Raw genomic sequence first — 20,929 nt, 5'->3', positions numbered from 1 at the left:
GACCGGTCTGCCGCCGGCCCCGCGCGGGATGCCGCAGATCGAGGTCACCTTCGACATCGACGCCAACGGCATCATGCACGTCGGCGCGAAGGACCTGGGCACCGGCAAGGAGCAGCGGATGACCGTCACCGGCGGCTCCTCGCTGCCCAAGGACGAGGTCGACCGGATGCGCCAGGAAGCCGAGCAGTACGCGGACGAGGACCACAGGCGCCGTGAGGCCGCCGAGACCCGCAACCAGGGCGAGCAGCTCGTCTACCAGACCGAGAAGTTCATCGCGGACAACAAGGACAAGCTGCCCGAGGACGTCCAGACCGAGGTCGAGGCCGCGGTCGCCGACCTCAAGGAGAAGCTGAAGAACGAGACCGCGGACGCCGACGCCACCGCGGCGATCCGCGAGGCCACCGAGAAGGTCGCGGCCACCAGCCAGAAGCTCGGGCAGGCGCTCTACGCCAACGCCCAGGCCGAGGGCGCCGCCGCGGGTGCCGCCGGTGGGGCCGGTGACGCCGGCGCGGCCGACGACGACGTGCTGGACGCCGAGATCGTGGACGACGAAAAGAAGGACGGTGCCGCGTGACGGAGGAGCCGAAGGGCTTCGACGAGCCCGACGTCCCTTCCGAGGCCACCGAAAAGCCGGAGTCCAAGGACGCCGGGTCCGCCGCGACCGCCGGGAGTACCGGCGAGGCGGGCCCGGCGGCCCCCGGCGGGGACGCCAACGAACTGACGGCCGTCAGGGCGCAGCTGGACCAGGCCCGTACCGCGCTCAATGAGCGCACCGCGGACCTCCAGCGCCTCCAGGCCGAGTACCAGAACTACCGCCGACGGGTGGAGCGGGACCGGATCGCGGTCCGGGAGATCGCGATCGCCAACCTGCTCACCGAACTGCTCCCGGTGCTGGACGACATCGGCCGGGCGCGGGACCACGGCGAGCTGGTGGGCGGGTTCAAGTCGGTCGCCGAGTCGCTGGAGACGGTCGCGGCCAAACTGGGGTTGCAGCAGTTCGGCAAGGAGGGCGAGCCCTTCGACCCGCTGGTGCACGAGGCCCTGATGCACAGTTACTCGCCGGATGTCACGCAGACCACATGCGTGCAGATCCTCCAGCCCGGGTACCGCATCGGGGAACGCAATCTGCGGCCCGCCAGGGTCGCGGTCGCCGAACCGCAGCCGGGCAGCCAGGCCAAGGCCGAGGAATCGGCGGCGGAGCAGAAGGCGGACGATGAGGAGACCGGTGGCCCGGACGAGGGCTGACGGTGTGACAGCGGCGGTGCGCGGGCCGGTGTGCGCTACGGCACACCGGCCGGACCGCAGTACAACCGGCCCGAGGGCCGTATATATGACGGAGAGGAGGGACGCCGGGGATGAGCATCAGTAGGGACCTGTTGGAGAAGGACCTGTACAAGGTCCTCGGCGTTCCCAAGGACGCCACCGAGGCGGAGATCAAGAAGGCGTACCGGAAGCTCGCCCGCGAGTTCCACCCGGACGCCAACAAGGGCGACGCCAGGGCGGAGGAGCGCTTCAAGGAGATCTCCGAGGCCAACGACGTGCTCTCCGACCCCAAGCGGCGCAAGGAGTACGACGAGGGCCGCGCACTCTTCGGCAACGGCGGTTTCCGCCCGGGTCCCGGCGCGGGCGGTACCGGCGGCTTCAACTTCGACCTGGGCGACCTCTTCGGCGGCGCCCAGGGCCCCGGCGCCGGCACCGGCACCGGCCAGGGCGGCGGCTTCGGCGGCGGCCTGGGCGACGTGTTCGGCGGCCTGTTCAACCGCGGCGGCGGTACCCGCGTGCAGCCGCGCCGCGGCCAGGACATCGAGTCCGAGGTGACGCTCAGCTTCACCGAGGCGGTGGACGGGGCGACGGTTCCGCTGCGGATGTCGTCGCAGGCGCCCTGCAAGGCGTGTTCCGGGACCGGCGACAAGAACGGCACGCCGCGGGTGTGCCCGACCTGCGTCGGCACCGGGCAGGTCTCGCGCGGCGGCGGAGGCGGCTTCTCGCTCACCGACCCGTGCGTGGACTGCAAGGGCCGCGGTCTGATAGCGGAGAACCCCTGCGAGGTCTGTCACGGCAGCGGCCGGGCGAAGAGTTCGCGCACCATGCAGGTCCGTATCCCCGCCGGGGTCACCGACGGGCAGCGGATCAGGCTGCGCGGCAAGGGCGCGCCCGGCGAGCGCGGCGGTCCGGCCGGTGATCTCTACGTGGTGGTGCACGTCGGGCGGCACCCGGTGTTCGGCCGCAAGGACGCCAACCTCACCGTGACCGTGCCGGTCACCTTCGTCGAGGCGGCGCTCGGCGGCGAGATCAAGGTGCCCACCCTCGGCGGCCCTCCGGTCACCCTCAAACTTCCCGCAGGCACCCCCAACGGCCGTACCCTGCGCGCCCGGGGCAAGGGCGCGGTACGCAAGGACGGCTCGCGGGGCGACCTGCTCGTCACCATCGAGGTGGCGGTGCCGCTCCGGACCGAGGGCAAGGCGCTCGACGCGCTGGAGTCGTACCGGGAAGCGACCGCGGACATCGATCCGCGGGCGGAGCTGTTCAAGGCCGCAAAGGGAGCGTGATCAGATGAGCATCGACGGCGGTGGGATCCGCGGGACCGGCGGGCCCGTCGGGCCGGCCGGCCCGGCCGGGCCGCGTGGGCGCAATCCCTACCAGCTCACCGAGGAGTCGCCGGTCTACGTCATCTCGGTGGCGGCCGAGCTGTCCGGGCTCCACCCGCAGACCCTTCGGCAGTACGACCGGCTCGGCCTGGTCTCCCCCGACCGCACCGCCGGCCGTGGCCGCCGTTACTCCGCCCGCGACATCGCGCAACTCCGCGAGGTGCAGCGCCTCTCCCAGGACGAGGGCATCAATCTCGCCGGCATCAAGCGGATCATCGAACTGGAGAACCAGGTCGCCGCGCTGCAGGCCCGCGTCGCCGAACTCACCGCCGCCGTGGAGGGCGCCGCGGCGGTCATGCAGCAGCGTGAGGCGGCGGTGCACGCGTCGTACCGCCGCGATCTCGTTCCCTACCAGGACGTGCAGCACACAAGCGCGCTCGTCGTGTGGCGCCCCAAGCGGGACGGCTGACCCGGGGTCGGCTGACTGCGGGCGGTTGTGTGCCGGACTGTGCCCGGTGGAGACCGATGGGCCGCGCCCTGCGCAAGGGTGCGGCCCTTTGTCCTGTTCCGGCAGGTGCCGTTCGGGGGCGTCAGCCCCCTGAACGGCACGGCCGCGGCGGCGCTCGGCCGGCAAGAAGCACCGAGCCGCCCGCCGGGACCGGCCGGCAGCGCGGCTGGCTCGCCGTCGTGTGCGGCGATCCCGGTCATCGTGCCCTGGACGCCGTTCGCGTCGGAGGTGATGAAGAAGCCCGCGCCGGCGTCCCCCGGCGACCAGCGGGTCCGTTCCCTCTTCGCCGACCACGCGAAGGGGGAGGCGCGGCGCCTCAACCTACCCCGAGCTTGGCGCCAACTGCCCTGATCCGAAAGGGACTTCGCCGTACCGGCCGGGCATGACGCGTCCTGCGGCGGAGCCCTACGCGTTGCCCATGGCGCGGGTGAGGGCGATTTCGATGACGACCCGGAGGGGGTTGGGGGCGGGGGTGCGACCGTAGCGTTCGGCGTAGCGGCGGACGGCTTCGGCGACGCGGGTCGGGTCGTCGCTGACCGTGGCGAGACCTTCGAGGGTGGCCCAGGTACCTCGATGGACCTGGCAGACCGCGACCCGGGCGCCGGGCGGGTCGGCCGCTCGTACGTGGGCGGCCTTGGCGCTGGTGGTGCGGGTGATGACGCGTGCGAGGCCGGTCTCGGGGTCGTAGGTGACGCCGACCGGGACGACGTGCGGACTGCCGTCGGGGCGGTGGGTGGTGAGGGTGCACAGGTGGTGCGCGCGCCAGAAGGCGAGGTACCCGGGGTCGGGGGAGCGGGGGTCGCGGGGTGCTGACATGGCCCGACGGTATCGGGAGCGTACGACCGTACGGTCCCGTAAGGGATTACTCCGCGCGGCGGTCTGCCAGCCGTACCGGCAGCGCGGCGACGCTGTTGCCGACGAACCCGGGCAGCGGCGGCAGCGTGTCGCCCGGGACGGCGAGCGTGAGGTCCGGGTAGGCGGCCTGCAGGGCGCGCAGCGCGATGACCGCTTCGAAGCGGGCCGGCGGCGTGCCCAGGCAGTAGTGGGTGCCGTGCCCGAAGGACAGGTGGCGGTGGCGGGCCGGGTGATGTCGAAGCGGTCGGCGTCGGGGCCGTACGCCGGGGACGCCGCCGGGCAGGACGACCGGGCAGGCGGCGGCGGTTTCCCGCAGGGCGGCGGCCTCGGCCTGTACGGCGGCACCGCTCGGGTCCATGGGGTGCCCAGGGGCGATCGCAGTCCTCACGCGCGAAGGATGTGGTCAACTCCGCAAGCACCCAGGGGAGTTGAGGCCCGCATTCGTGCACCGCGGCAAGGAGCTCTTCCATGTTCATGCAAAATTCCGGGCGCGTCTTCGGTGCGGCGTCCCGTCGCGGGTCGCCCGGCCTGCTCCCCATCATTGCCTTGAGTGGAATAGACTCAACTTGCTTCATGTTGTGCTAGGCAGGTTTGACGGGGGCTGTGGAGCCGCATGGCCGAGTGCCGCACCGCCGTACGAACCGTCACACAGCTGTACGCGTAGCCGTACGCACAACCGTACGGACATTCGTACGCACCGCCGACCGACGAGGAGGACAGGACGACCGTGGACGCCGAGCTGACCAACAAGAGCCGGGAGGCGCTGAACAGCGCCAACACCCGGGCCGTGGCCGAGGGCAACCCGGACCTGACGCCCGCGCATCTGCTGCTCGCCCTGTTGAGCGGCACGGACAACGAGAACGTCCTCGACCTGCTGACCGGTGTGGGCGCGGACCCGGCCACGGTGCGGGCCGGCGCCGAGCGCCTGGTCGCCGCGCTGCCCAAGGTCCAGGGCTCCACCGTCGCGCCCCCGCAGGCCAACCGCGACCTGCTCGCCGTCATCGCCGACGCCTCGCAGCGCGCCAGGGAGCTCGGCGACGCGTACCTTTCCACCGAGCACCTGCTGATCGGGACCGCCGTCAAGGGCGGCCCGGCGGCCGAGCTGCTCGCCGACCAGGGCGCCACGGCGAAGGCGCTGCTGGCGGCCTTCGAGACGGCTCGGGGAGGACAGCGCGTGACCAGCCAGGACCCGGAAGGCACGTACAAGGCACTGGAGAAGTACGGCACCGACTTCACCGCCGCGGCCCGCGAGGGCAAGCTCGACCCGGTGATCGGCCGCGACCAGGAGATCCGCCGGGTCGTACAGGTGCTGTCCCGGCGGACCAAGAACAACCCCGTGCTGATCGGCGAGCCCGGCGTCGGCAAGACCGCCGTCGTGGAGGGCCTGGCCCAACGGGTCGTCAAGGGCGACGTGCCGGAGTCGCTGCGCAACAAGCGGCTGGTGGCGCTGGACCTCGGCGCGATGCTCGCGGGCGCGAAGTACCGCGGTGAGTTCGAGGAGCGGCTGAAGGCGGTGCTCGCCGAGATCAAGGAGAGCGACGGGCAGATCATCACCTTCATCGACGAGCTGCACACCGTCGTCGGCACCGGCGCGGGCGGCGACTCCGCGATGGACGCCGGCAACATGCTCAAGCCGATGCTGGCCCGCGGCGAGCTGCGGATGGTCGGCGCGACCACGCTGGACGAGTACCGGGAGCGGATCGAGAAGGACCCGGCCCTGGAACGCCGCTTCCAGCAGGTGCTGGTCGCCGAGCCGTCGGTCGAGGACACCGTGGCGATCCTGCGCGGCCTCAAGAGCCGGTACGAGGCCCACCACAAGGTGCAGATCGCCGACTCCGCGCTGGTCGCCGCGGCCACCCTGTCCGACCGCTACATCACCTCCCGGTTCCTGCCCGACAAGGCGATCGACCTGGTGGACGAGGCCGCGTCCCGGCTGCGGATGGAGATCGACTCCTCGCCGGTCGAGATCGACGAACTCCAGCGCAGCGTGGACCGGCTGCGGATGGAGGAGATGGCGCTGAAGAACGAGACCGACCCCGGGTCGGTGCAGCGCCTGGAGAAGCTGCGCAAGGACCTCGCCGACCGCGAGGAGGAGCTGCGCGGCCTGACCGCCCGCTGGGAGAAGGAGAAGCAGGGCCTCAACCGGGTCGGTGAACTCAAGGAACGCCTCGACGACATCGACACCCGCATCGAGCGCGCCCAGCGCGACGGCGACTTCGAGACCGCGTCCAAGCTGCTCTACGCCGAGAAGCCCAAGCTGGAGGCGGAACTGGCGGAGGCCACCCGGGAGGAGCAGGAGGCCGCGAAGGAGACGATGGTCAAGGAGGAGGTCGGCCCGGACGACGTGGCGGACGTGGTCGCCGCCTGGACCGGCATTCCGGCCGGCCGGCTGCTGGAGGGCGAGACGCAGAAACTGCTGCGGATGGAGGAGGAGCTCGGCAAGCGGCTGATCGGCCAGAGCGAGGCGGTACGTGCCGTCTCCGACGCGGTACGGCGCTCCCGCTCCGGCATCGCCGACCCCGACCGCCCCACCGGCTCCTTCCTCTTCCTCGGCCCGACCGGCGTCGGCAAGACCGAGCTCGCCAAGGCGCTGGCCGACTTCCTCTTCGACGACGAGCGGGCGATGGTCCGTATCGACATGAGCGAGTACGGCGAGAAGCACTCCGTCGCGCGGCTGGTCGGCGCCCCGCCCGGATACGTCGGCTACGAGGAGGGCGGCCAGCTCACCGAGGCGGTACGCCGCCGCCCGTACAGCGTGGTGCTGCTCGACGAGGTGGAGAAGGCGCACCCCGAGGTGTTCGACGTCCTCCTCCAAGTACTGGACGACGGCCGCCTCACCGACGGCCAGGGCCGTACCGTCGACTTCCGCAACGCCATCCTCGTCCTCACCTCCAACCTGGGCAGCCAGTACCTGGTCGACATCACGCTCGGCGAGGAGCAGAAGAAGGAGAGCGTCCTGGAGACGGTGCGGGCCTCCTTCAAGCCGGAGTTCCTCAACCGGCTGGACGACATCGTGGTCTTCTCCGCCCTCTCCAAGGACGAGCTGCGCCGCATCGCCCGCCTCCAGACCGACCGCCTCGCCCGGCGGCTGCGCGACCGCCGCCTCACCCTGGAGATGACCGACGCCGCGCTGGACTGGCTCGCGGAGGAGGGCAACGATCCCGCGTACGGCGCCCGCCCGCTGCGCCGTCTCGTCCAGACCGCCATCGGCGACCCCCTCGCCCGCGCGATCCTCGCCGGCGAAGTCCTCGACGGCCAGACGGTGCGGGTGGACCGCGCGCTGGACGGCCTGATCGTGGGGGCGGCGACGGGGCCGGACCTGAGCAAGTAACGGCGCCCCGGCGGTACGCCCAACGCGTACCGCCGGCTTTCCGGCCGGTCTTCCTGCTTGCTTCTTGCGCGGGTGGCCTCGTTCCTCGGCCGCCTGCTCCAGAAGCTCGGGCGTCAGCCCTGTGGCGTTTTCGGTCGGTCTTCCTGCTTGCTTCTTGCGCGGGTGGCCTCGTTCCTCGGCCGCCTGCTCCAGAAGCTCGGGCGTCAGCCCTTCGGGATGTTTCACCATGTGGGGCGGGATGGTGGAGGATGGCGGGGAGACGTTACGAAGGGACCTTCACGGTGAGCATCGACCCGTCCTCGATTCCGAATTTCGGGGGCCAACCGGACCCCGAGCCGACCGGACCCGCCGGCAGCGTGGTCATCCCGGACCAGGAGCTGATCAAGCAGCTTCTGGAGCAGATGGAGCTGAAGTACCTCGTCGACGAGGAGGGGGACCTCGCGGCGCCGTGGGAGGAATTCCGCACGTACTTCATGTTCCGCGGCGAGGGGGATCAGGCGGTCTTCGCGGTCCGCACCTTCTACGACCGTGCGTACTCGGTCGACGACAAGCCGCACCTGCACGAGGTCATCGACGACTGGAACCGCCGCACCCTGTGGCCCAAGGTCTACACGCACACCCACGACGACGGCTCGGTCCGCCTGATCGGCGAGGGGCAGATGCTGATCGGGCTGGGTGTGGGGCTTGAGCACTTCGTGTCCAGCACGGTCAGCTGGGTGCGGGCGTCGATCGAGTTCGACAAGTGGGTCGGCGAGACGCTGGGCCTGGAGAAGGATGTGGACGGCGGCGACCCGGACTCCGGTGACGACCCCACGGAGTGAGCAGCACCGCTGAGCTCCTGCCGGGCTCAGGTGCGCTTCGCAGCGGCACGGTGACGACAGCCGGTCCGTAAGCGCCCTGGCCCAGCGAGATCCCGGCCGGCGTGACCACCGCAACGGCGGCGGCGCGCGGCCGGGCTCGGCACGTGCGCCCGCGTACGGGACCAGGATGCCGGCGACGGTACGGCCGCCCGTCGTACCACGCCTGCCCGTACTGCCCCGCGCAGGCGGCGATCAGCCACCGCTCCCGTACGCGACCCTCCCGCTCTGACGCGGTGTGCGGCTGGATCCGGCCTTGTCCCGCGCGGCGGGATGGCGGACAGTGCCCTCAGCGCCGTCGCCACGGGCCCGGCGACGGCTTCGGGCGGGTGCGTCCGTGCCCTGGCCCGGCCCTACGACCGAGCAGGGAGAACACGGTGAGTCCCCTGTCCCTGTCCCGCAGCAGCAGGAACGACAAGCGCGACCGCGCCCGTAACCGCATGACCCGCCGAGCCCGTACCATCGCGGCGGCGTCCGGCCTCCTCGCCGTGCTCGCCCTGGCCGCTCCGTCCGCGGCGGCCGGACCGGCGCACCGGATCGGCGTCGGCCAACTGGCGGCGGCGAGCGACGCGTTGGCCGAGGCGGACGTCGCGGGGAGCGCCTGGTACGCGGACGCCGCCTCGGGCAGGCTGGTCGTGACCGCCGACAGCCGGGTCGACGCCCGGGGCGTCGACAGGATCGAGCGGGCCGCCAAGGACTTACCCGGCGCGCTCGTCATCCACCGCGTCCCCGGCGTGCTCCGCCCGCTCATCGCCGGCGGCCAGCCCATCTACGCCCCCGGCTACCGCTGCACGCTCGGCTTCAACGTCCGTGACAGCGGCGGAGGGTATTACGCCCTGGTCGCCGGGCACTGCGTCACGCAGGCCACCACCTGGTACATCGACCCCGCCATGACGCAGATCCTGGGCACCGTGGTCGCGGCCAGCTTCCCGGGCGACGACTTCGCCGTCATCAAGTACGTCAATCCCGCCAACGCCGACGGCCGCGTCTACTTGCACAACGGCACCTACCAGGACGTCACCCAGGCGGGCAACGCCTATGTCGGCCAGGTCGTCAAACGCAGTGGCTACGTGACGGGCGTCCGCAGCGGCACCGTCACCGCCGTGAACGTGACGGTCAACTACGGCGGCGGGAACGTCGTCTACGGCCTCGTCCAGACCAACGTCTGCTCCGAACCCGGCGACAGCGGCGCCCCCTTCTTCTCCGGCACCACCGCCCTCGGTCTGACCTCCGGCGGCAGCGGCAACTGCTCCACCGGGGGCACCACCTACTACCAGCCCGTCACCGAAGCCCTCTCCGCGTACCAGCTGGCCGTCTTCTGACCGGGTGCTTGCGGCATTCAGCCCGTTTCGCGTCCCCCTTGGGAAGACTGTGTACGGTGCCGGGACGGTGCGGGCTCCGCGCGGTGCTTGAGTCGGGGTGACGGAACGCCGGCCCGCCCGGGCGCGGTTCGCCCCGGGAGGTGCTGCGCATGGCGGTCGGCGCACCTTCCGGGGAGGCGGTGACCCAGGCCACGTCGTGTTCATGACTCATTCGCTGCCGCAAACGCAGTCAGAGCGGGAGATCGTCGGGCAGGACGCGGAAGGACTTGTGGCGGCCGAGGGGGCGCACGGCGCGGAAGTCGTGACGGTCGAGAGTGAGAACGGCATCCGTGTCGTAGTCGGCGGCGAGGGCGACGTTCACCGCGTCGGCGAGATCGAGGGCGAGTGCGGCGTACCGGGCTCGTACGGACTGTGCCGTCGCCAGGTGGGTCTCCGTGATCTCCGGTACGACGACGCGGCTCACTCGCATCCAGCGCCGGATGTCGTCGATCGCGCTGATCGCGGCCTCGCGTCCGAGTTCACGGGTGGCGACGTGGTCGATCTCGGCGAGCAGCAGCGGGGACATCACGAGGAGGCCGGCGGCCATGATGGCTTCGTTGGCCCCCTCATGCTCCGGATGTGCGGAGTCGAGCGCGGCCAGCAGGCCAGAGGTGTCGGCAACGACGATGATCACGGCGCCGTCCCCGGGACAGCCTCACGCTGGACGCCGTCCGCCACCGCGTTCCGCACATCCTCTCTGGAAGGGGTGCGGCCGGAGCCTTCGAAGGTGCGCGAGAACAGGGGCTCGTCCCAGACACGGTTGGCCATGGCAGCGAGATGGATGCCCTGTCGGATGATCTCGGCTTCGCTGATGCCGCGCCGGGCGGCCGCCTCCTTGATGATGGCGAGGTCTTCAGGGTCGGCGTAGACGTTGGTTCGCTTCATCGACATGTACTAAGAGTAGTCCATGTACCAAGCGTGCCACATATTCTCGGTGTCGCCCGCCCGTCGCCGGTCAGGGCGAGTGGTGCTGACGGCCGTGGAGAGAACGAGCCGCGGGCACCTGCCGCCGTCAGCGCCCGCCCTCGTGGGCAACGGTCGCTCGGACCGCTCGCTTGGCGCAGAACGGTGATCCTGATGTACGCCTCTCCGCCTCCTGCGGAACGCGAAGCGGACCTGGGTGCGGCCGGGCCCGATCTGATCCACCTCTCAGCGGGATCGGGCCGTTCCTGGACGCTTACGAGGGCTCCTGCAGAACGGAAACCACATTTCCGGCGGGATCGGTGAACCACGCGATCAGCGGCCCGCCGCCGCGGAAGATGCCCTTGTCGTCCGTCTTGAGGTGGTCGTAGCGCTCGAAACGCACGCCCCTTCGACTCAGCTCGTCGACCGCCGCCTCGATGTCGGCGACGGGGAAGTTGAGAATCGTGTACGTCGCCGGGGTGTGGTCGGCCTTGGGGTAGACGAGGATGTCCCGGTCACCCGCGATGTGCAGGATCAGCATGCCGTTCTGCTCGGACACCCGGAGCCCGAGCGTCTCGCCGTAGAACTTCCTGGCCGCGTCGATGTCGTCCACCGAGAAGCCACTGAACGCCTTCGTCGAACCGAACATGATCGCCTCCTGTGCATGGTTCCTACCCATGAGGACTGGGAGGTGGCCGGAAACTCATCGGTCACACGGGCTCCGACCACAGGTGCTGCCGGTCACACGGGCTCCGATCAGAGGTGGCGCCAGGGCCGGCCGACGCCGAGTCGCCCGGCAGTGCCCGGCAGAGCGGTTGATGCAGAAGGCGAACATGTGACGTCTGTCTTCTTGCGGACCTGGGTGCGGCCGGTAGTGAGGTGGACAGCGTTCGACTCGTCGGTGAAGGTGCTTTGCGGGAAGACGGCGCAGCCGGGCGAGGGGACGTCGGTGCCAACCACGTCGACGCCGTATGGGCTGGGCTGCTCGTACTCGGCGGCGTGCACCAGCAGTCGGTACGGCGCCGTACCGGTCAGGGCGCAGGTGCCCGCGGAGAGGGTGTCCGCGCCGCACTGCCAGAGGCCGTCCCGGTCCACCGCCTCGACCTGTACGTGGTCGGACGTGTTCGGGGCGAGGGCGGCGATCCGGGCGCCCTGCGGGGCGGACAGCTGCAGGCAGTCGAACTGACCGGGGGCGCTGAGTGTGCCCTCGTTGAGTCCTCCGGCCGCCGGGACGCAGCCCTGGGTGCCGGCCCGGTCGAGGAACGCGTCGGCGACGGTCGCGTCGGCGACGCGCGTCGGGTCGCCGATCACCAGCGGGTAGGAGCCGGCGGCCGGGAACGTGCAGGCGCCGGTGTCGCCGCCCTGGCAGATCTGCCGACCCGCGCTGTCGTACACGTACGACCAGACCGAGGCGTTACGGTCGGTGTCGACCGGGTCGACGGTGTAGGCACCGGCCGCCGGAACGTCCAGCAGCCGGCAGCGGACCTGGCCGGCCGGGGAGGCGGGGGCGGCGCCGAAGTCGCCGGGCTGGACGGACGGGCAGCCCACCGGGTCCGACAGGCTGCCGACCTGGATCTGATAGTCGACGGGGGCCTCGCTGTCGACGCTGTCGACCACATAGGACAGCACGCGGTACGGGCCGGCGCCGGGCAGCTCGCAGCCGGCGTTGCCATCCCGGACGCAGACGGTGCCGCCCGAGGCGTCGGTGACCCACTGCCGGACGTACCCGTACTCGACGGTGCTTGCGTAGGAGACGACCCGCTCACCGGGGGCGGCGCCCTCGATGCGCGTGCAGTCGACCTCGACGGCGCTCGTGGTGCTGCGGGTCACCAACGGGGCGTCCCAGTGCGTCGACGTGGACGAGCAGCCGGCCGTGCCGTCGGTGACGGTGTACGTGCCGGGGTCGGTGACCCGCGCACTGGTATGAGATCACCAGCGGCGGCCGGGTTCGCTACCTGGTCAGCCCGGAGACCTCGACGGTGATCCTGGTGTACGCCTCTCCGCGACACCCCAAGGATACCGAGTAGCTTCCGTTGTTCGCGGGTTGGCCGGTGAAGGGACGCCATTCAGCCGGTTGGCGGGTCCGCCAAGTGCTGGGCGAGGTCGATGAGGTCGGGCAAACGTAGGACCCGGTCGCTCGCGCCCGGGAGGGGGACGTGCAGTGGCTCGGTCCAGCGGGTGGGTATCGCGTCGAATCCGTGGATGGCCCCGGCGAGGCCACCGGTGACTGCGGCGACGGTGTCGGTGTCACCGCCGAGGTCGATGGCTGCTCGCACGGCGTCTTCGTAGGAGCTGGTTGTGCGCACGGCCCAAACAGCGGAGGCGAGACAGGGCCAGACCGCGCCGTTGAACTCCGTCGCCTGGTCCGGATGCCAGTACGGGGTCAGGACGGCGGCGTACCGGCCCCGATGATCGGTGTGGACCTGGGCGAGCGCGTCCGGAAGGGCAGCGACTGGGTCGGCGCCCGCCAGCGCCACGCGCAGGAGGTCGTGGAAGATCGCGGTGCCTTCCCACGCCGCGGGATCGCCATGGGTCAGCGCGGAGATCCGCCGGGCTGCGTCCATGGTGGCGGACTGTTCCTGGCAGGCAAAGTAGACCCCGGAGGTAGCGGCACGCATCAGGGCGCCGTTTCCGGCGGCGCGGCGGTTGCCGGCGAAGTGCGCCGCGGCAGCGAGGTCCCATGGCTTGCCGTTGGTGAGGACGTCTTCGGTCTGGAGGCCGATGTCCTTGGGATCGGAAGCCGCCCACCGCTGGAAGCGGGCGAAGATGTCCGGCAGGTCGAGCCCGCCGCGCTCCAGCAGGGATTCCCCGACGTGCACCGCCATCTGCGTGTCGTCGGTGGCCTCGCCGACTTCCCAGCCGCCGCCCCCGCACATTTCACCGCCACGGTCGGAGTCGGGAAACCGGGCGGAGAACGCTCCCGCGGGGCCGAACTCGAACGGAGCGCCCAGGGCATCCCCCACGGCCGACCCGACGACCGCGCCGACGGCACGCTGCGTACGATTCACGCGGGCAGCGTACAGACCTGGCAGTCGCCATGGTCTTGCATCAGAAGTGCCGTAGGTGTTCGGCGGCTTCGGCGAGGATGTCCTGCTTCTTGCAGAAGGCGAAGCGGACTTGGGTGCGCCCGGCGGTGGGGTGTTCGTAGAAGACGGAGTTGGGGACGGCCACGACGCCGCAGCGGTCGGGGAGGGTGCGGTAGGAGGTCAACGCATCGACACCGGGGGTCAGTTGGGCGACATCGGTGGTGATGAAGTACGTGCCCGCCGGGCGTAGGACGGTGAAGCCCGCGTCGTTCAGGCCCGCTGCCAGCAGGTCGCGGTTGGTCTGCAGGTCGTCGCGGAAGGCGGCGTAGTACGTGTCCGGGAGGCGGCGGGCCTCGGCCACCGCGTACTGGAAGGGCCCCGAGGCGACGTAGGTGAGGAACTGCTTGGCCGTGCGGACGGCGGCCATCAGTCCCGGGTTGCCGGTGACCCAGGCCACGCCGTTTTCGCGCGACCTGCCGGACGGGTCAGCCGATCAGGACGCGCATCGTGTCGTCGTTGATGAAGATCCGTCCGTACCTTCCTTCCGAGAACTGGCGCAGGAGACCCAGCCCGACAAGTTTGTTCACCGCGTTGCTCGCCGCTTGGTAGCTCACGTCGTAGCGCTCGGCCGCCCATGTGATCGTGAGCATGAGATAGCCGATCAGATCGTCGACGATGCGCCGGGTGATGCCTTTGGATCCAGCCTCGTGAAGCGTGCGCAACATCCGTTCCTTGAGTCCGACGAGCGTTGCGATGCGCTCGACGGCCTCCTTGGCCTGGGCGGTAACCGCACCGAAGTCTGTTGGCTGCTTGAGCGCTGGCCGAAGGTCGAGGCGGCGTTCCTGACCGAGGTTGCCCGGGGAACCTTCGAACTCGTGCACCTGACCTCCGCCGATCTCACCCGCATGGGAGATGCAAGCCGGCTATGTACAGGCGGAGATCCGGAGGGCGTTCAAGGGCTATCTGAGCAAACACATGCCGTCCACGGCCATCTGACCGCAAGAACCCCGCTCGCAGGAATCCCCCCGGTGGCCGCCGGGACTGCCCCCACGTCCTGCATCGCCGTTCACAGTGCGCGCAGGCGCTCCGCGGCTTCGGACAGAACCTCTTCCTTTTTGCAGAACGCGAAGCGGACGTGGGTGCGGCCGGCGGTGGGGTGGTCGTAGAAGACGGAGTTGGGGACGGCTACGACGCCGCAGCGTTGGGGGAGTTCGCGGCAGAAGGTGAGGGCGTCGGTGCCGGGGGCGATGTCGGCGATGTCGGTGGTGATGAAGTAGGTGCCCTGGGGACGGAAGACGGTGAAGCCGGCGTCGGTCAGGCCCGCGGCCAGGAGGTCGCGCTTGGTCTGCAGGTCGTCGCGGAAGGCGGTGTAGTAGGGGTCGGGGAGGGCGAGGGCTTCGGCGATGGCGTATTGGAAGGGGCCCGAGGCGACGTAGGTGAGGAACTGTTTGGCTGTGCGGACCGCTGCGACCAGGGGAGCGGAGGCGGTGACCCAGCCGACTTTCCAGCCGGTGAAGGAGAAGGTCTTGCCCGCGGAGGAGATGGAGACGGTGCGGTCGCGCATGCCGGGGAGGGAGATCAGGGGGATGTGCTCGGTGCCGTCGTAGGTGAGGTGTTCGTAGACCTCGTCGGTGACGACGAGCAGGTCGTGTTCGACGGCGAGGGCGGCGATCGCGGTGAGTTCGTCGCGGGTGAGGACCGTGCCGGTGGGGTTGTGGGGGGAGTTGAGGAGGAGCAGGCGGGTGCGGGGGGTGAGGGCGTCGCGGAGGGCGTCGAGGTCGGGGCGGAAGTCGGGGGCGTGGAGGGTCAACGGCACCCGGACGGCGCCGGCCATGGCGATGCAGGCGGCGTAGGAGTCGTAGAAGGGCTCGAAGGCGATGACTTCGTCGCCGGGTTCGAGGAGGGCGAGCATCGCTGCGGCGATGGCCTCGGTGGCGCCGGCGGTGACGAGGACCTCGGTGTCGGGGTCGAAGGTGAGGTCGTAGAAGCGGCGCTGGTGGTCGGCGACGGCCGTGCGCAGTTCGGGGATGCCGGGGCCGGGCGGGTACTGGTTGCCGCGGCCGTCGCGCAGGGCGCGGACGGCGGCTTCTCGTACGGATTCGGGTCCGTCGGTGTCGGGGAAGCCCTGGCCGAGGTTGATCGCCCCGGTGGCGACCGCGAGGGCGGACATCTCGGCGAAGATCGTCGTCCCGAGCCCGTCGAGGCGGCGGTTCAGCAGCGGCCTGCCGGTCATGGTCATTTTTCGTCTCACCCGTTCCGTCTCATGCCCGCTCGGCAGGTACCCGAGCGAGTGGTGCCCGTGCCCGTCCCTCTTCGTCCCTGAGCGGATACAGGCCCGGACCTGGTCCTCTGCGTCCGGGCCCCGCCCGGCTCGCCGCGCGCCCGGGACCGCGCACCGCCCGTCTCGTACCCGTTCCCGCTTCGGCCGGCCCCCGTCCGAGCCCCGGGCCGCCTGGTCAGGGGGAGCGTACTGCCTGGGGGACGGGGGCGGGACGAAGGGCGCGGGGAGAGGGTCGGGGGGAGAGGGTCGGGGGATTCGGGGAGGGGCGGGGTGATGGGAAGTGTGAGGGGAGGGGGAGGGGAGGGGGCGGATTCGGTCCAGGAATGGTCAAACCTGAGCATGTGAGTTCGCAAGCGCTCCAAGGGATGGAAAGTACGTACAGATGGGTAAAAACGCTGATGGGCCCTCGCGTTTCATGATTCCGTAATACCGGATCCCTCAGCGGGTCCATGGACCCCTCGTGGGCCACACGTCGGCCGACGAGGCCTTCCGTGGGCCTCACGTGGGCACGAGCCGATGCACCCCCGACCGGCGGGTGCGGGTCGGCCCATCCTCCAACGCGTGCTTGTCCACTGCGTGCCTGAGTTCACCTCCTCACTGCGTGCTTGCGGAGCCGATCCATGCTCACCACCCTCAACACCGCCTACACCGACACCCGCGCGGGCGACCTCGCCTGGTGCCTGGGGAAAGAGGCGCTGCCCGCGCTCGCCGTACTCGACCTGGAGGTCGGCGATGCGCTGGGGCTGCGCGCCAAGGTCGAATTACGGTTGCTCGGCGCGTCCCACCAGGTGCTGGTCGACGCCGGGCGGGGCGACTGCTCGGAGACGGTCGCGTGCCTGCCGGGCAGTCAGGCGCCGCTGCCGTTCGGGGTGGCCCGCCGGGTCGGGGTGTGGGACTACGAGTTCGCGGCGCGGACCGAGACCCTGTCGCAGGCCTCGTTCGCCGGGCGGGCACAGGAGTTGCTGGCGCTGGTGGCCGATCATCCGCGGTGCCTCGCGGGGACGTTCCCCGGCGATCCGCACGCCTTCACCGCGATGCTGGTGCAGTGCGCCGAGGGGAGCGTGCGCTGGCGTACGTGGCATGCGTATCCGCAGGAAGGGCGGCTCGTCACCACCAGAACCCGCCTCACCGCGCCGGTTTGACGCGCCGATTCACGCCTGTGGGTGACGGATCGCGGCGCTGGCCTGACGTAGCGTGCACTCATGATCGACCGGCACGGCCGCAGCCAGGTTCCCGAGCCACCGCGGGCGGCCCAGGAACCGGAGGCACCGGAGGCGGCCCAGGAACCGCAGCCACCGCGGGCGGCCCAGGCACCAGAAGCTCCGGAGGCGCCGCGGGCCGCCCCGGCACCCGAGCCACCGCAGGCCGCCCAGGCACCCCGGGCGGCCCAAGCGCCCGAGGCACCGGAGACGGCACGGCAGGGTGCACCGCGGACGGGACCCCGGGCCGCACACCCGCCTGCCCGCGCGACAACTCCAGCCAAGACTCCAGCCGAGACGCCCGCCGCCACTTCGGCCACGGCCGCCACTTCGGCCACGGCCCCCGCTCCGCCCTCCGCCACCCTCCCGGTGCCGCCCGCTCCCGCCTCCGCCACCCTCCCCGTGCCGCCCGCTGCTGCCCGCGCCCTCGTCCTGGCCGCCGTCTTCATCTGCGCCGCCTGCGGCCTGGTCTACGAACTGGAACTCGTCGCCCTCGCCTCGTACCTGGTCGGCGACTCGATCACGCAGGCGTCCGTCGTGCTGTCCGTGATGGTCTTCGCGATGGGCTGCGGATCGTTGCTGGCAAAACGATTGCGCAGCCGCGCCGCCGCCGGGTTCGCCGCCGTCGAGACAGTGCTCGCGCTGATCGGCGGTCTGTCGGTGATGGCGCTGTACGCGTGCTTCGCGTGGTACGGGCAGGCCCGGCTCGCCATGGTCGGCTGCGCCTTCGCGATCGGGCTGCTGATCGGCGCCGAGGTGCCGCTGCTGATGACGCTCGTCCAGCGCATCCGCCGCCAGGACGCCGGCGGCGCGGTCGCCGACCTGTTCGCCGCCGACTACGTGGGCGCGCTCGTCGGCGGCCTTGCGTTCCCCTTCCTCCTGCTGCCGCACACCGGGCAGCTCACCGGCGCGCTCGCCACTGGAGCGGTCAACGCCGTGGCCGGCGGCGCGATCGTACTGTGGCTCTTCCGCGCGGACCTGTCGATACGGGCGCGCGGCCGGCTGCTGGTCGCGAACGTCTGCGTGCTCGCCGTGCTGGCGGGCGCCGCCGCGGCGGCCGGCCCCTTCGAACGGGCGGCCCGCCGCGCGGTGTACGGGGGGCAGGTACGGGTCGCCGAGCGGACCGCCGTACAGGAGATCGTCCTCACCGGGGATACGGGGACAGGGGACAGGGGTGACAGGGGGGAGGCCGCCGGGCTGCGGCTCTTCCTGGACGGGCGGCTGCGGGTGTGCGGCGCGGACGCGGCCTCGTACCACCGTGCGCTGGCCGGCCCGGCGATGACGGCCGGGCCGCGGGGGCGGGTGCTGATCCTGGGCGGTGGGGACGGGCTCGCGCTGCGGGAGGTGCTGCGGTATCCGGGGGTGCGGTCGGTCACGGTGGTGGAGGTGGATCCGGCGCTGGTCCGGCTCGCCCGGACGGACCCCGGGCTCGCCGGGCTGAACGGCCATGCGTTCCGCGACCGGCGGGTGCGCGTGGCGACGGGGGATCTGTTCGAGTGGCTGCGGGGACGGGCGGGGGGACGGCGGCCTCCACGCGACGGGGGGCCCGGAGGCGCGCCGTACGACGTGATCGTGGCGGATCTGCCGGAGCCGGGGACCGGGGTGTCGGCCTCGGCGAAGCTGTACTCGGAGGAGTTCTACGGGCTGGCGGCGCGGTCCCTCGCGGAGGGCGGTCGGCTGGCCGTCCCTGCGGGCCGCACCCCGCACACCCTGTGGACGCTGGACGCCACGCTGGCGGCGGTGGGGCTGCGGACGGTGCCGTACGAGGCGGGGGGAGCGGACACTGCGGAGAGCCCGGGGAGCCCGGGGAGCCCGGGGAGCCCGGGGAGTGCGGAGAGCCCGGAGAGCCCGGAGGGAGCGGAGCTAGCAGGGGGCGCCCAGGGCGCGGAGAGCGGGGAGGGCGGGGAGAGTGCGGGAGGCGCGGACGGTGCGGACAGTGCGGGGGGCGGGGACAGCGCGGGGGGCGAGGGAGGCTGCCGCGCCCCTGCCGGCCGGCCCCGCAGCGCCCCCGCGCCCTGGACCCTCCTCCTCTCGGGGCTGCCCGGAAACCCGCTGCCCAGCCTCCCCGCGCCGGACGTCCCGCGCCCGGCCCGCCCGCACGCCCCCTCGACCCTGCTGCACCCGCGGCTGTAGTCGCCGGGGACGCCGAACGCACAGGCGAGCCGACGGCCGGACCTGCCGCCGTGGAACCGCCCGGACACTCTTCTCACCACCCGGCTCCCGCTCTCACCACCCCGACGGCGCCGGCGGGGTCACCACGGGCGGCCGGTCGTCGCAGGTGATCGTGTTGGGCAGTTCCCAGGGGGCGAGCCAGGGGCCGGTCGTGCCACCTCCGTCGTTGCCGCCGAGGTCGGTGACGGTGAACTCCGAACCGGCCGGGGTGAAGTGGAAGGAGCCGCAGTTGTTGATGCCGACGGCGCCGACGTTGCGGGCGTCCACGTTCTCGAAGGAGGCCGAGCCGGCCGTGCGGGCGCTCAGCACCGAGGTGCCGGTGCCGTCGATCCTCAGATCCTTGAAAAGGACGTTCCTGATGGAGTAGAGGTCCTTCACCGGGAAGTCGCTGACCAGCATGATCGCGTTGTACGTGGAGTCCAGGAAGGCGTCACCCGTGACCTGGACGTCCGCGTCGATGTCCCGTTCCAGCGCGTACAACCAGATCGCGCCGAGGCCGATGTTCCAGTTCAGCTCGTACGTGCCCGCGCGGACCGTGGTGTTGTCGGTGATCCACAGGTGGCCGGTGAACGGTTCGGCGCCGAAGCGGGCGCCGATGTGCAGGGCGCTGCCTTCGCGGACCGGGTCGGCGATCAGGTTGCGGGAGACGGTGTTGTCGGTGCCGCCGTACAGGGCGATGCCGTTGGCCAGGACCGGGGTCTGCACGGTGTTGCGGTCGAAGGTGTTCCGCGTGTTCCCGGCCTTCTCCGACCACATCGCGAGGGCGTCGTCGCCGGTGTTGCGGAGGAAGTTGCCGGAGACCACCGAATCCGTCACGCCGGTGTGGAAGTTGATGCCGTCGGCGATCTGGTCGACGATGACGTTGCGCGTGATCCGCAGATTGCGCATCGGCCCGTCGAACCACATGCCGACCTTGGTGTGCTGGATGTAGAGGCCGTCGACGGTGGAGTCGCTGAGCGCGCCGCCGATACCGTTCACCTGGTCGGTGTCGACGCGCTCGCGGACGTCGCCCACGATCGCGAAGCCCGACAGGTGGACGTCCGAACTGCCGCCCAGGGAGGCGTCCTTGCCGTAGAAGCCGACGCCGGTGTGCACCGAACCGTCGGGCGCCTTGGCGGGCAGGTCCACCTGGTGGCCCTTGATGACGGTGTACCAGTCGCCGGCGCCCTCGATCGTCACCCGGTCCACGATGATGTGCCGGTTCACCTGGTACGTGCCCGGCGGCACGTACACCGTCAGGTGCGCCCGCCGGGCGAAGGCGATCGCCTTGTCGAACGCGTCGGCGGAGTCGCGGCGGCCGGACGGGTCGGCGCCGAAGGCCAGGACGTCGGCGGCGACGGGGACGATCCGCGGGGGGCCGACGAGTTGGGAGTCGAGCAGGTCGACGGTGGTCGCCGCGGCGGTGGTCCCGGCCGGCGCGGTGAGTCGCACGGTGTCGCCGGCGCGGTACGTGCGGCCGAGCAGCAGGCGCTGCTCGTTGTAGAAGTGGCTGGGGCGGTACGGCTTGGCGATCACCGGGGCGGGCGTGGTGGCGGCGGGCACGCAGGCGCACTCGGTGATCCACCAGTCGGGGTGGATCAGGTCGCCCTGCGGGTCGTTGGAGAACGGGTACTGGTTGTAGAGCCACGCGTACTGCGAGGTCAGCGTCATGGTGGCGCGGTGCTTGCCGTTCACCGTGACGCCCAGCGGCGCGGTGCTGCCGCCGCCGCCCGGGGCGTCGGGGATGCTGTAGCGCACGGTGATCGCGTTGGCGGCGGCGGGCAGTGTGAACTCGATGTACTGGCCGGGGGCCAGGGTGACCGCCTTGCGGCCGGAGGCCTCGGCGGGCAGCGTGTACGCGGAGCGGTC

20 protein-coding genes and 1 pseudogene are annotated in these 20,929 nt (G+C 71.4%); 10 read left to right on the top strand and 11 right to left on the bottom strand.

From position 1 onward, the window contains the following. The 5 genes from VIW71_RS16690 to VIW71_RS16670 all read left to right on the top strand — a co-directional run. The coding region (locus VIW71_RS16690; protein ID WP_331623093.1) for an Hsp70 family protein at positions 1-574 on the top strand (574 nt) is incomplete at its 5' end. Further along, positions 571-1,245, top strand: a complete 675-nt coding sequence (gene grpE, locus VIW71_RS16685; protein ID WP_331623092.1) for a nucleotide exchange factor GrpE — start codon at positions 571-573, stop codon at positions 1,243-1,245. The genes VIW71_RS16690 and grpE, both read left to right, overlap by 4 nt. A gap of 110 nt (positions 1,246-1,355) precedes the next feature. Next, positions 1,356-2,549 (top strand): molecular chaperone DnaJ, encoded by a 1,194-nt coding sequence (dnaJ, locus tag VIW71_RS16680; RefSeq protein WP_331623091.1) that lies wholly within the window; start codon positions 1,356-1,358, stop codon positions 2,547-2,549. 4 nt (positions 2,550-2,553) lie between these two features. Next, entirely contained in the window at positions 2,554-3,057 is a 504-nt protein-coding gene (locus VIW71_RS16675; protein WP_331623090.1) for a heat shock protein transcriptional repressor HspR, read from the top strand. A gap of 78 nt (positions 3,058-3,135) precedes the next feature. Next, a complete protein-coding gene (locus VIW71_RS16670) occupies positions 3,136-3,447 on the top strand; it encodes a hypothetical protein (protein ID WP_331623089.1) in 312 nt (103 codons plus the stop codon). 54 nt (positions 3,448-3,501) lie between these two features. Here the strand turns inward: VIW71_RS16670 and VIW71_RS16665 are convergent, their stop codons facing one another. Together VIW71_RS16665 and VIW71_RS16660 are read right to left on the bottom strand one after the other, a co-directional pair. Further along, positions 3,502-3,912, bottom strand: a complete 411-nt coding sequence (locus VIW71_RS16665) for a pyridoxamine 5'-phosphate oxidase family protein (RefSeq protein ID WP_331623088.1) — start codon at positions 3,910-3,912, stop codon at positions 3,502-3,504. A gap of 46 nt (positions 3,913-3,958) precedes the next feature. Continuing rightward, entirely contained in the window at positions 3,959-4,339 is a 381-nt protein-coding gene (locus tag VIW71_RS16660) for a hypothetical protein (RefSeq protein WP_414720756.1), read from the bottom strand. A 339-nt stretch (positions 4,340-4,678) separates the two neighbouring features. On the opposite strand from VIW71_RS16660, the gene clpB reads away from it, so the two are divergent. The 3 genes from clpB (at position 4,679) to VIW71_RS16645 (ending at position 9,461) form a co-directional block, all read left to right on the top strand. Next, positions 4,679-7,282: an ATP-dependent chaperone ClpB gene (gene clpB / locus VIW71_RS16655; protein ID WP_331623087.1), complete on the top strand. Its 2,604-nt coding sequence runs from the start codon at positions 4,679-4,681 to the stop codon at positions 7,280-7,282. Between the two features lie 281 nt (positions 7,283-7,563). Beyond that, a complete protein-coding gene (locus VIW71_RS16650) occupies positions 7,564-8,103 on the top strand; it encodes a YbjN domain-containing protein (protein ID WP_331623086.1) in 540 nt (179 codons plus the stop codon). 476 nt (positions 8,104-8,579) lie between these two features. Then, positions 8,580-9,461, top strand: coding sequence for a S1 family peptidase (locus VIW71_RS16645; RefSeq protein ID WP_331623094.1), 882 nt, complete (start codon positions 8,580-8,582; stop codon positions 9,459-9,461). A gap of 229 nt (positions 9,462-9,690) precedes the next feature. Here VIW71_RS16645 and VIW71_RS16640 read toward each other — a convergent pair whose 3' ends face one another. The 8 genes and pseudogenes from VIW71_RS16640 to VIW71_RS16605 all read right to left on the bottom strand — a co-directional run bounded on the left by VIW71_RS16640 (position 9,691) and on the right by VIW71_RS16605 (position 15,662). After that, entirely contained in the window at positions 9,691-10,134 is a 444-nt protein-coding gene (locus tag VIW71_RS16640) for a PIN domain-containing protein (RefSeq protein ID WP_331623085.1), read from the bottom strand. Then, the gene (locus tag VIW71_RS16635; protein ID WP_331623084.1) at positions 10,131-10,391 is read right to left on the bottom strand and encodes a CopG family transcriptional regulator; all 261 of its coding nucleotides are present in this window, start codon (positions 10,389-10,391) and stop codon (positions 10,131-10,133) included. The genes VIW71_RS16640 and VIW71_RS16635 overlap by 4 nt, the downstream gene beginning before the upstream one ends. A 286-nt stretch (positions 10,392-10,677) precedes the next feature. Next, positions 10,678-11,052 (bottom strand): VOC family protein, encoded by a 375-nt coding sequence (locus VIW71_RS16630; RefSeq protein WP_331623082.1) that lies wholly within the window; start codon positions 11,050-11,052, stop codon positions 10,678-10,680. Between the two features lie 107 nt (positions 11,053-11,159). Then, positions 11,160-12,233, bottom strand: a complete 1,074-nt coding sequence (locus VIW71_RS16625) for a hypothetical protein (RefSeq protein WP_331623081.1) — start codon at positions 12,231-12,233, stop codon at positions 11,160-11,162. Positions 12,234-12,469: 236 nt separating this feature from the next. After that, positions 12,470-13,411: an ADP-ribosylglycohydrolase family protein gene (locus VIW71_RS16620; protein ID WP_331623080.1), complete on the bottom strand. Its 942-nt coding sequence runs from the start codon at positions 13,409-13,411 to the stop codon at positions 12,470-12,472. Positions 13,412-13,451: 40 nt separating this feature from the next. After that, positions 13,452-13,886: pseudogene (locus VIW71_RS16615) on the bottom strand (aminotransferase class I/II-fold pyridoxal phosphate-dependent enzyme); the annotation flags it as partial. A 28-nt stretch (positions 13,887-13,914) separates the two neighbouring features. Further along, positions 13,915-14,310: a hypothetical protein gene (locus VIW71_RS16610; RefSeq protein WP_331623079.1), complete on the bottom strand. Its 396-nt coding sequence runs from the start codon at positions 14,308-14,310 to the stop codon at positions 13,915-13,917. A 185-nt stretch (positions 14,311-14,495) separates the two neighbouring features. Next, positions 14,496-15,662, bottom strand: coding sequence for a pyridoxal phosphate-dependent aminotransferase (locus VIW71_RS16605; protein WP_331623078.1), 1,167 nt, complete (start codon positions 15,660-15,662; stop codon positions 14,496-14,498). A gap of 668 nt (positions 15,663-16,330) precedes the next feature. Between VIW71_RS16605 and VIW71_RS16600 the strand changes: the two genes are divergently transcribed. Together VIW71_RS16600 and VIW71_RS16595 are read left to right on the top strand one after the other, a co-directional pair. Then, a complete protein-coding gene (locus VIW71_RS16600) occupies positions 16,331-16,852 on the top strand; it encodes a DUF2617 family protein (RefSeq protein WP_331623077.1) in 522 nt (173 codons plus the stop codon). Between the two features lie 459 nt (positions 16,853-17,311). Next, on the top strand, positions 17,312-19,042 hold the full coding sequence (locus VIW71_RS16595; protein WP_331623076.1) for a polyamine aminopropyltransferase: 1,731 nt from the start codon (positions 17,312-17,314) through the stop codon (positions 19,040-19,042). A 93-nt stretch (positions 19,043-19,135) separates the two neighbouring features. Here VIW71_RS16595 and VIW71_RS16590 read toward each other — a convergent pair. Then, on the bottom strand, positions 19,136-20,929 hold a 1,794-nt coding region (locus VIW71_RS16590; protein WP_331623075.1), incomplete at its 5' end, for a glycosyl hydrolase family 28-related protein.

Origin of the sequence: Streptomyces sp., assembly GCF_036524955.1 — a bacterium.
Taxonomy (GTDB): Bacteria; Actinomycetota; Actinomycetes; order Streptomycetales; family Streptomycetaceae; genus Actinacidiphila.
Note: the sequence above shows the minus strand (reverse complement) of the source record. Positions and strands in the feature narration are given on the sequence as shown.

Excerpts from the sequence above, each read along its gene's own strand:
- VIW71_RS16675 (WP_331623090.1), top strand. The coding sequence starts at position 2,554 with ATGAGCATCGACGGCGGTGGGATCCGCGGGACCGGCGGGCCCGTCGGG.
- VIW71_RS16635 (WP_331623084.1), bottom strand. The coding sequence starts at position 10,391 with ATGTCGATGAAGCGAACCAACGTCTACGCCGACCCTGAAGACCTCGCC.
- VIW71_RS16600 (WP_331623077.1), top strand. The coding sequence starts at position 16,331 with ATGCTCACCACCCTCAACACCGCCTACACCGACACCCGCGCGGGCGAC.
- VIW71_RS16665 (WP_331623088.1), bottom strand. The coding sequence starts at position 3,912 with ATGTCAGCACCCCGCGACCCCCGCTCCCCCGACCCCGGGTACCTCGCC.
- VIW71_RS16630 (WP_331623082.1), bottom strand. The coding sequence starts at position 11,052 with ATGTTCGGTTCGACGAAGGCGTTCAGTGGCTTCTCGGTGGACGACATC.
- dnaJ (WP_331623091.1), top strand. The coding sequence starts at position 1,356 with ATGAGCATCAGTAGGGACCTGTTGGAGAAGGACCTGTACAAGGTCCTC.
- VIW71_RS16645 (WP_331623094.1), top strand. The coding sequence starts at position 8,580 with ATGACCCGCCGAGCCCGTACCATCGCGGCGGCGTCCGGCCTCCTCGCC.
- VIW71_RS16605 (WP_331623078.1), bottom strand. The coding sequence starts at position 15,662 with ATGACCGGCAGGCCGCTGCTGAACCGCCGCCTCGACGGGCTCGGGACG.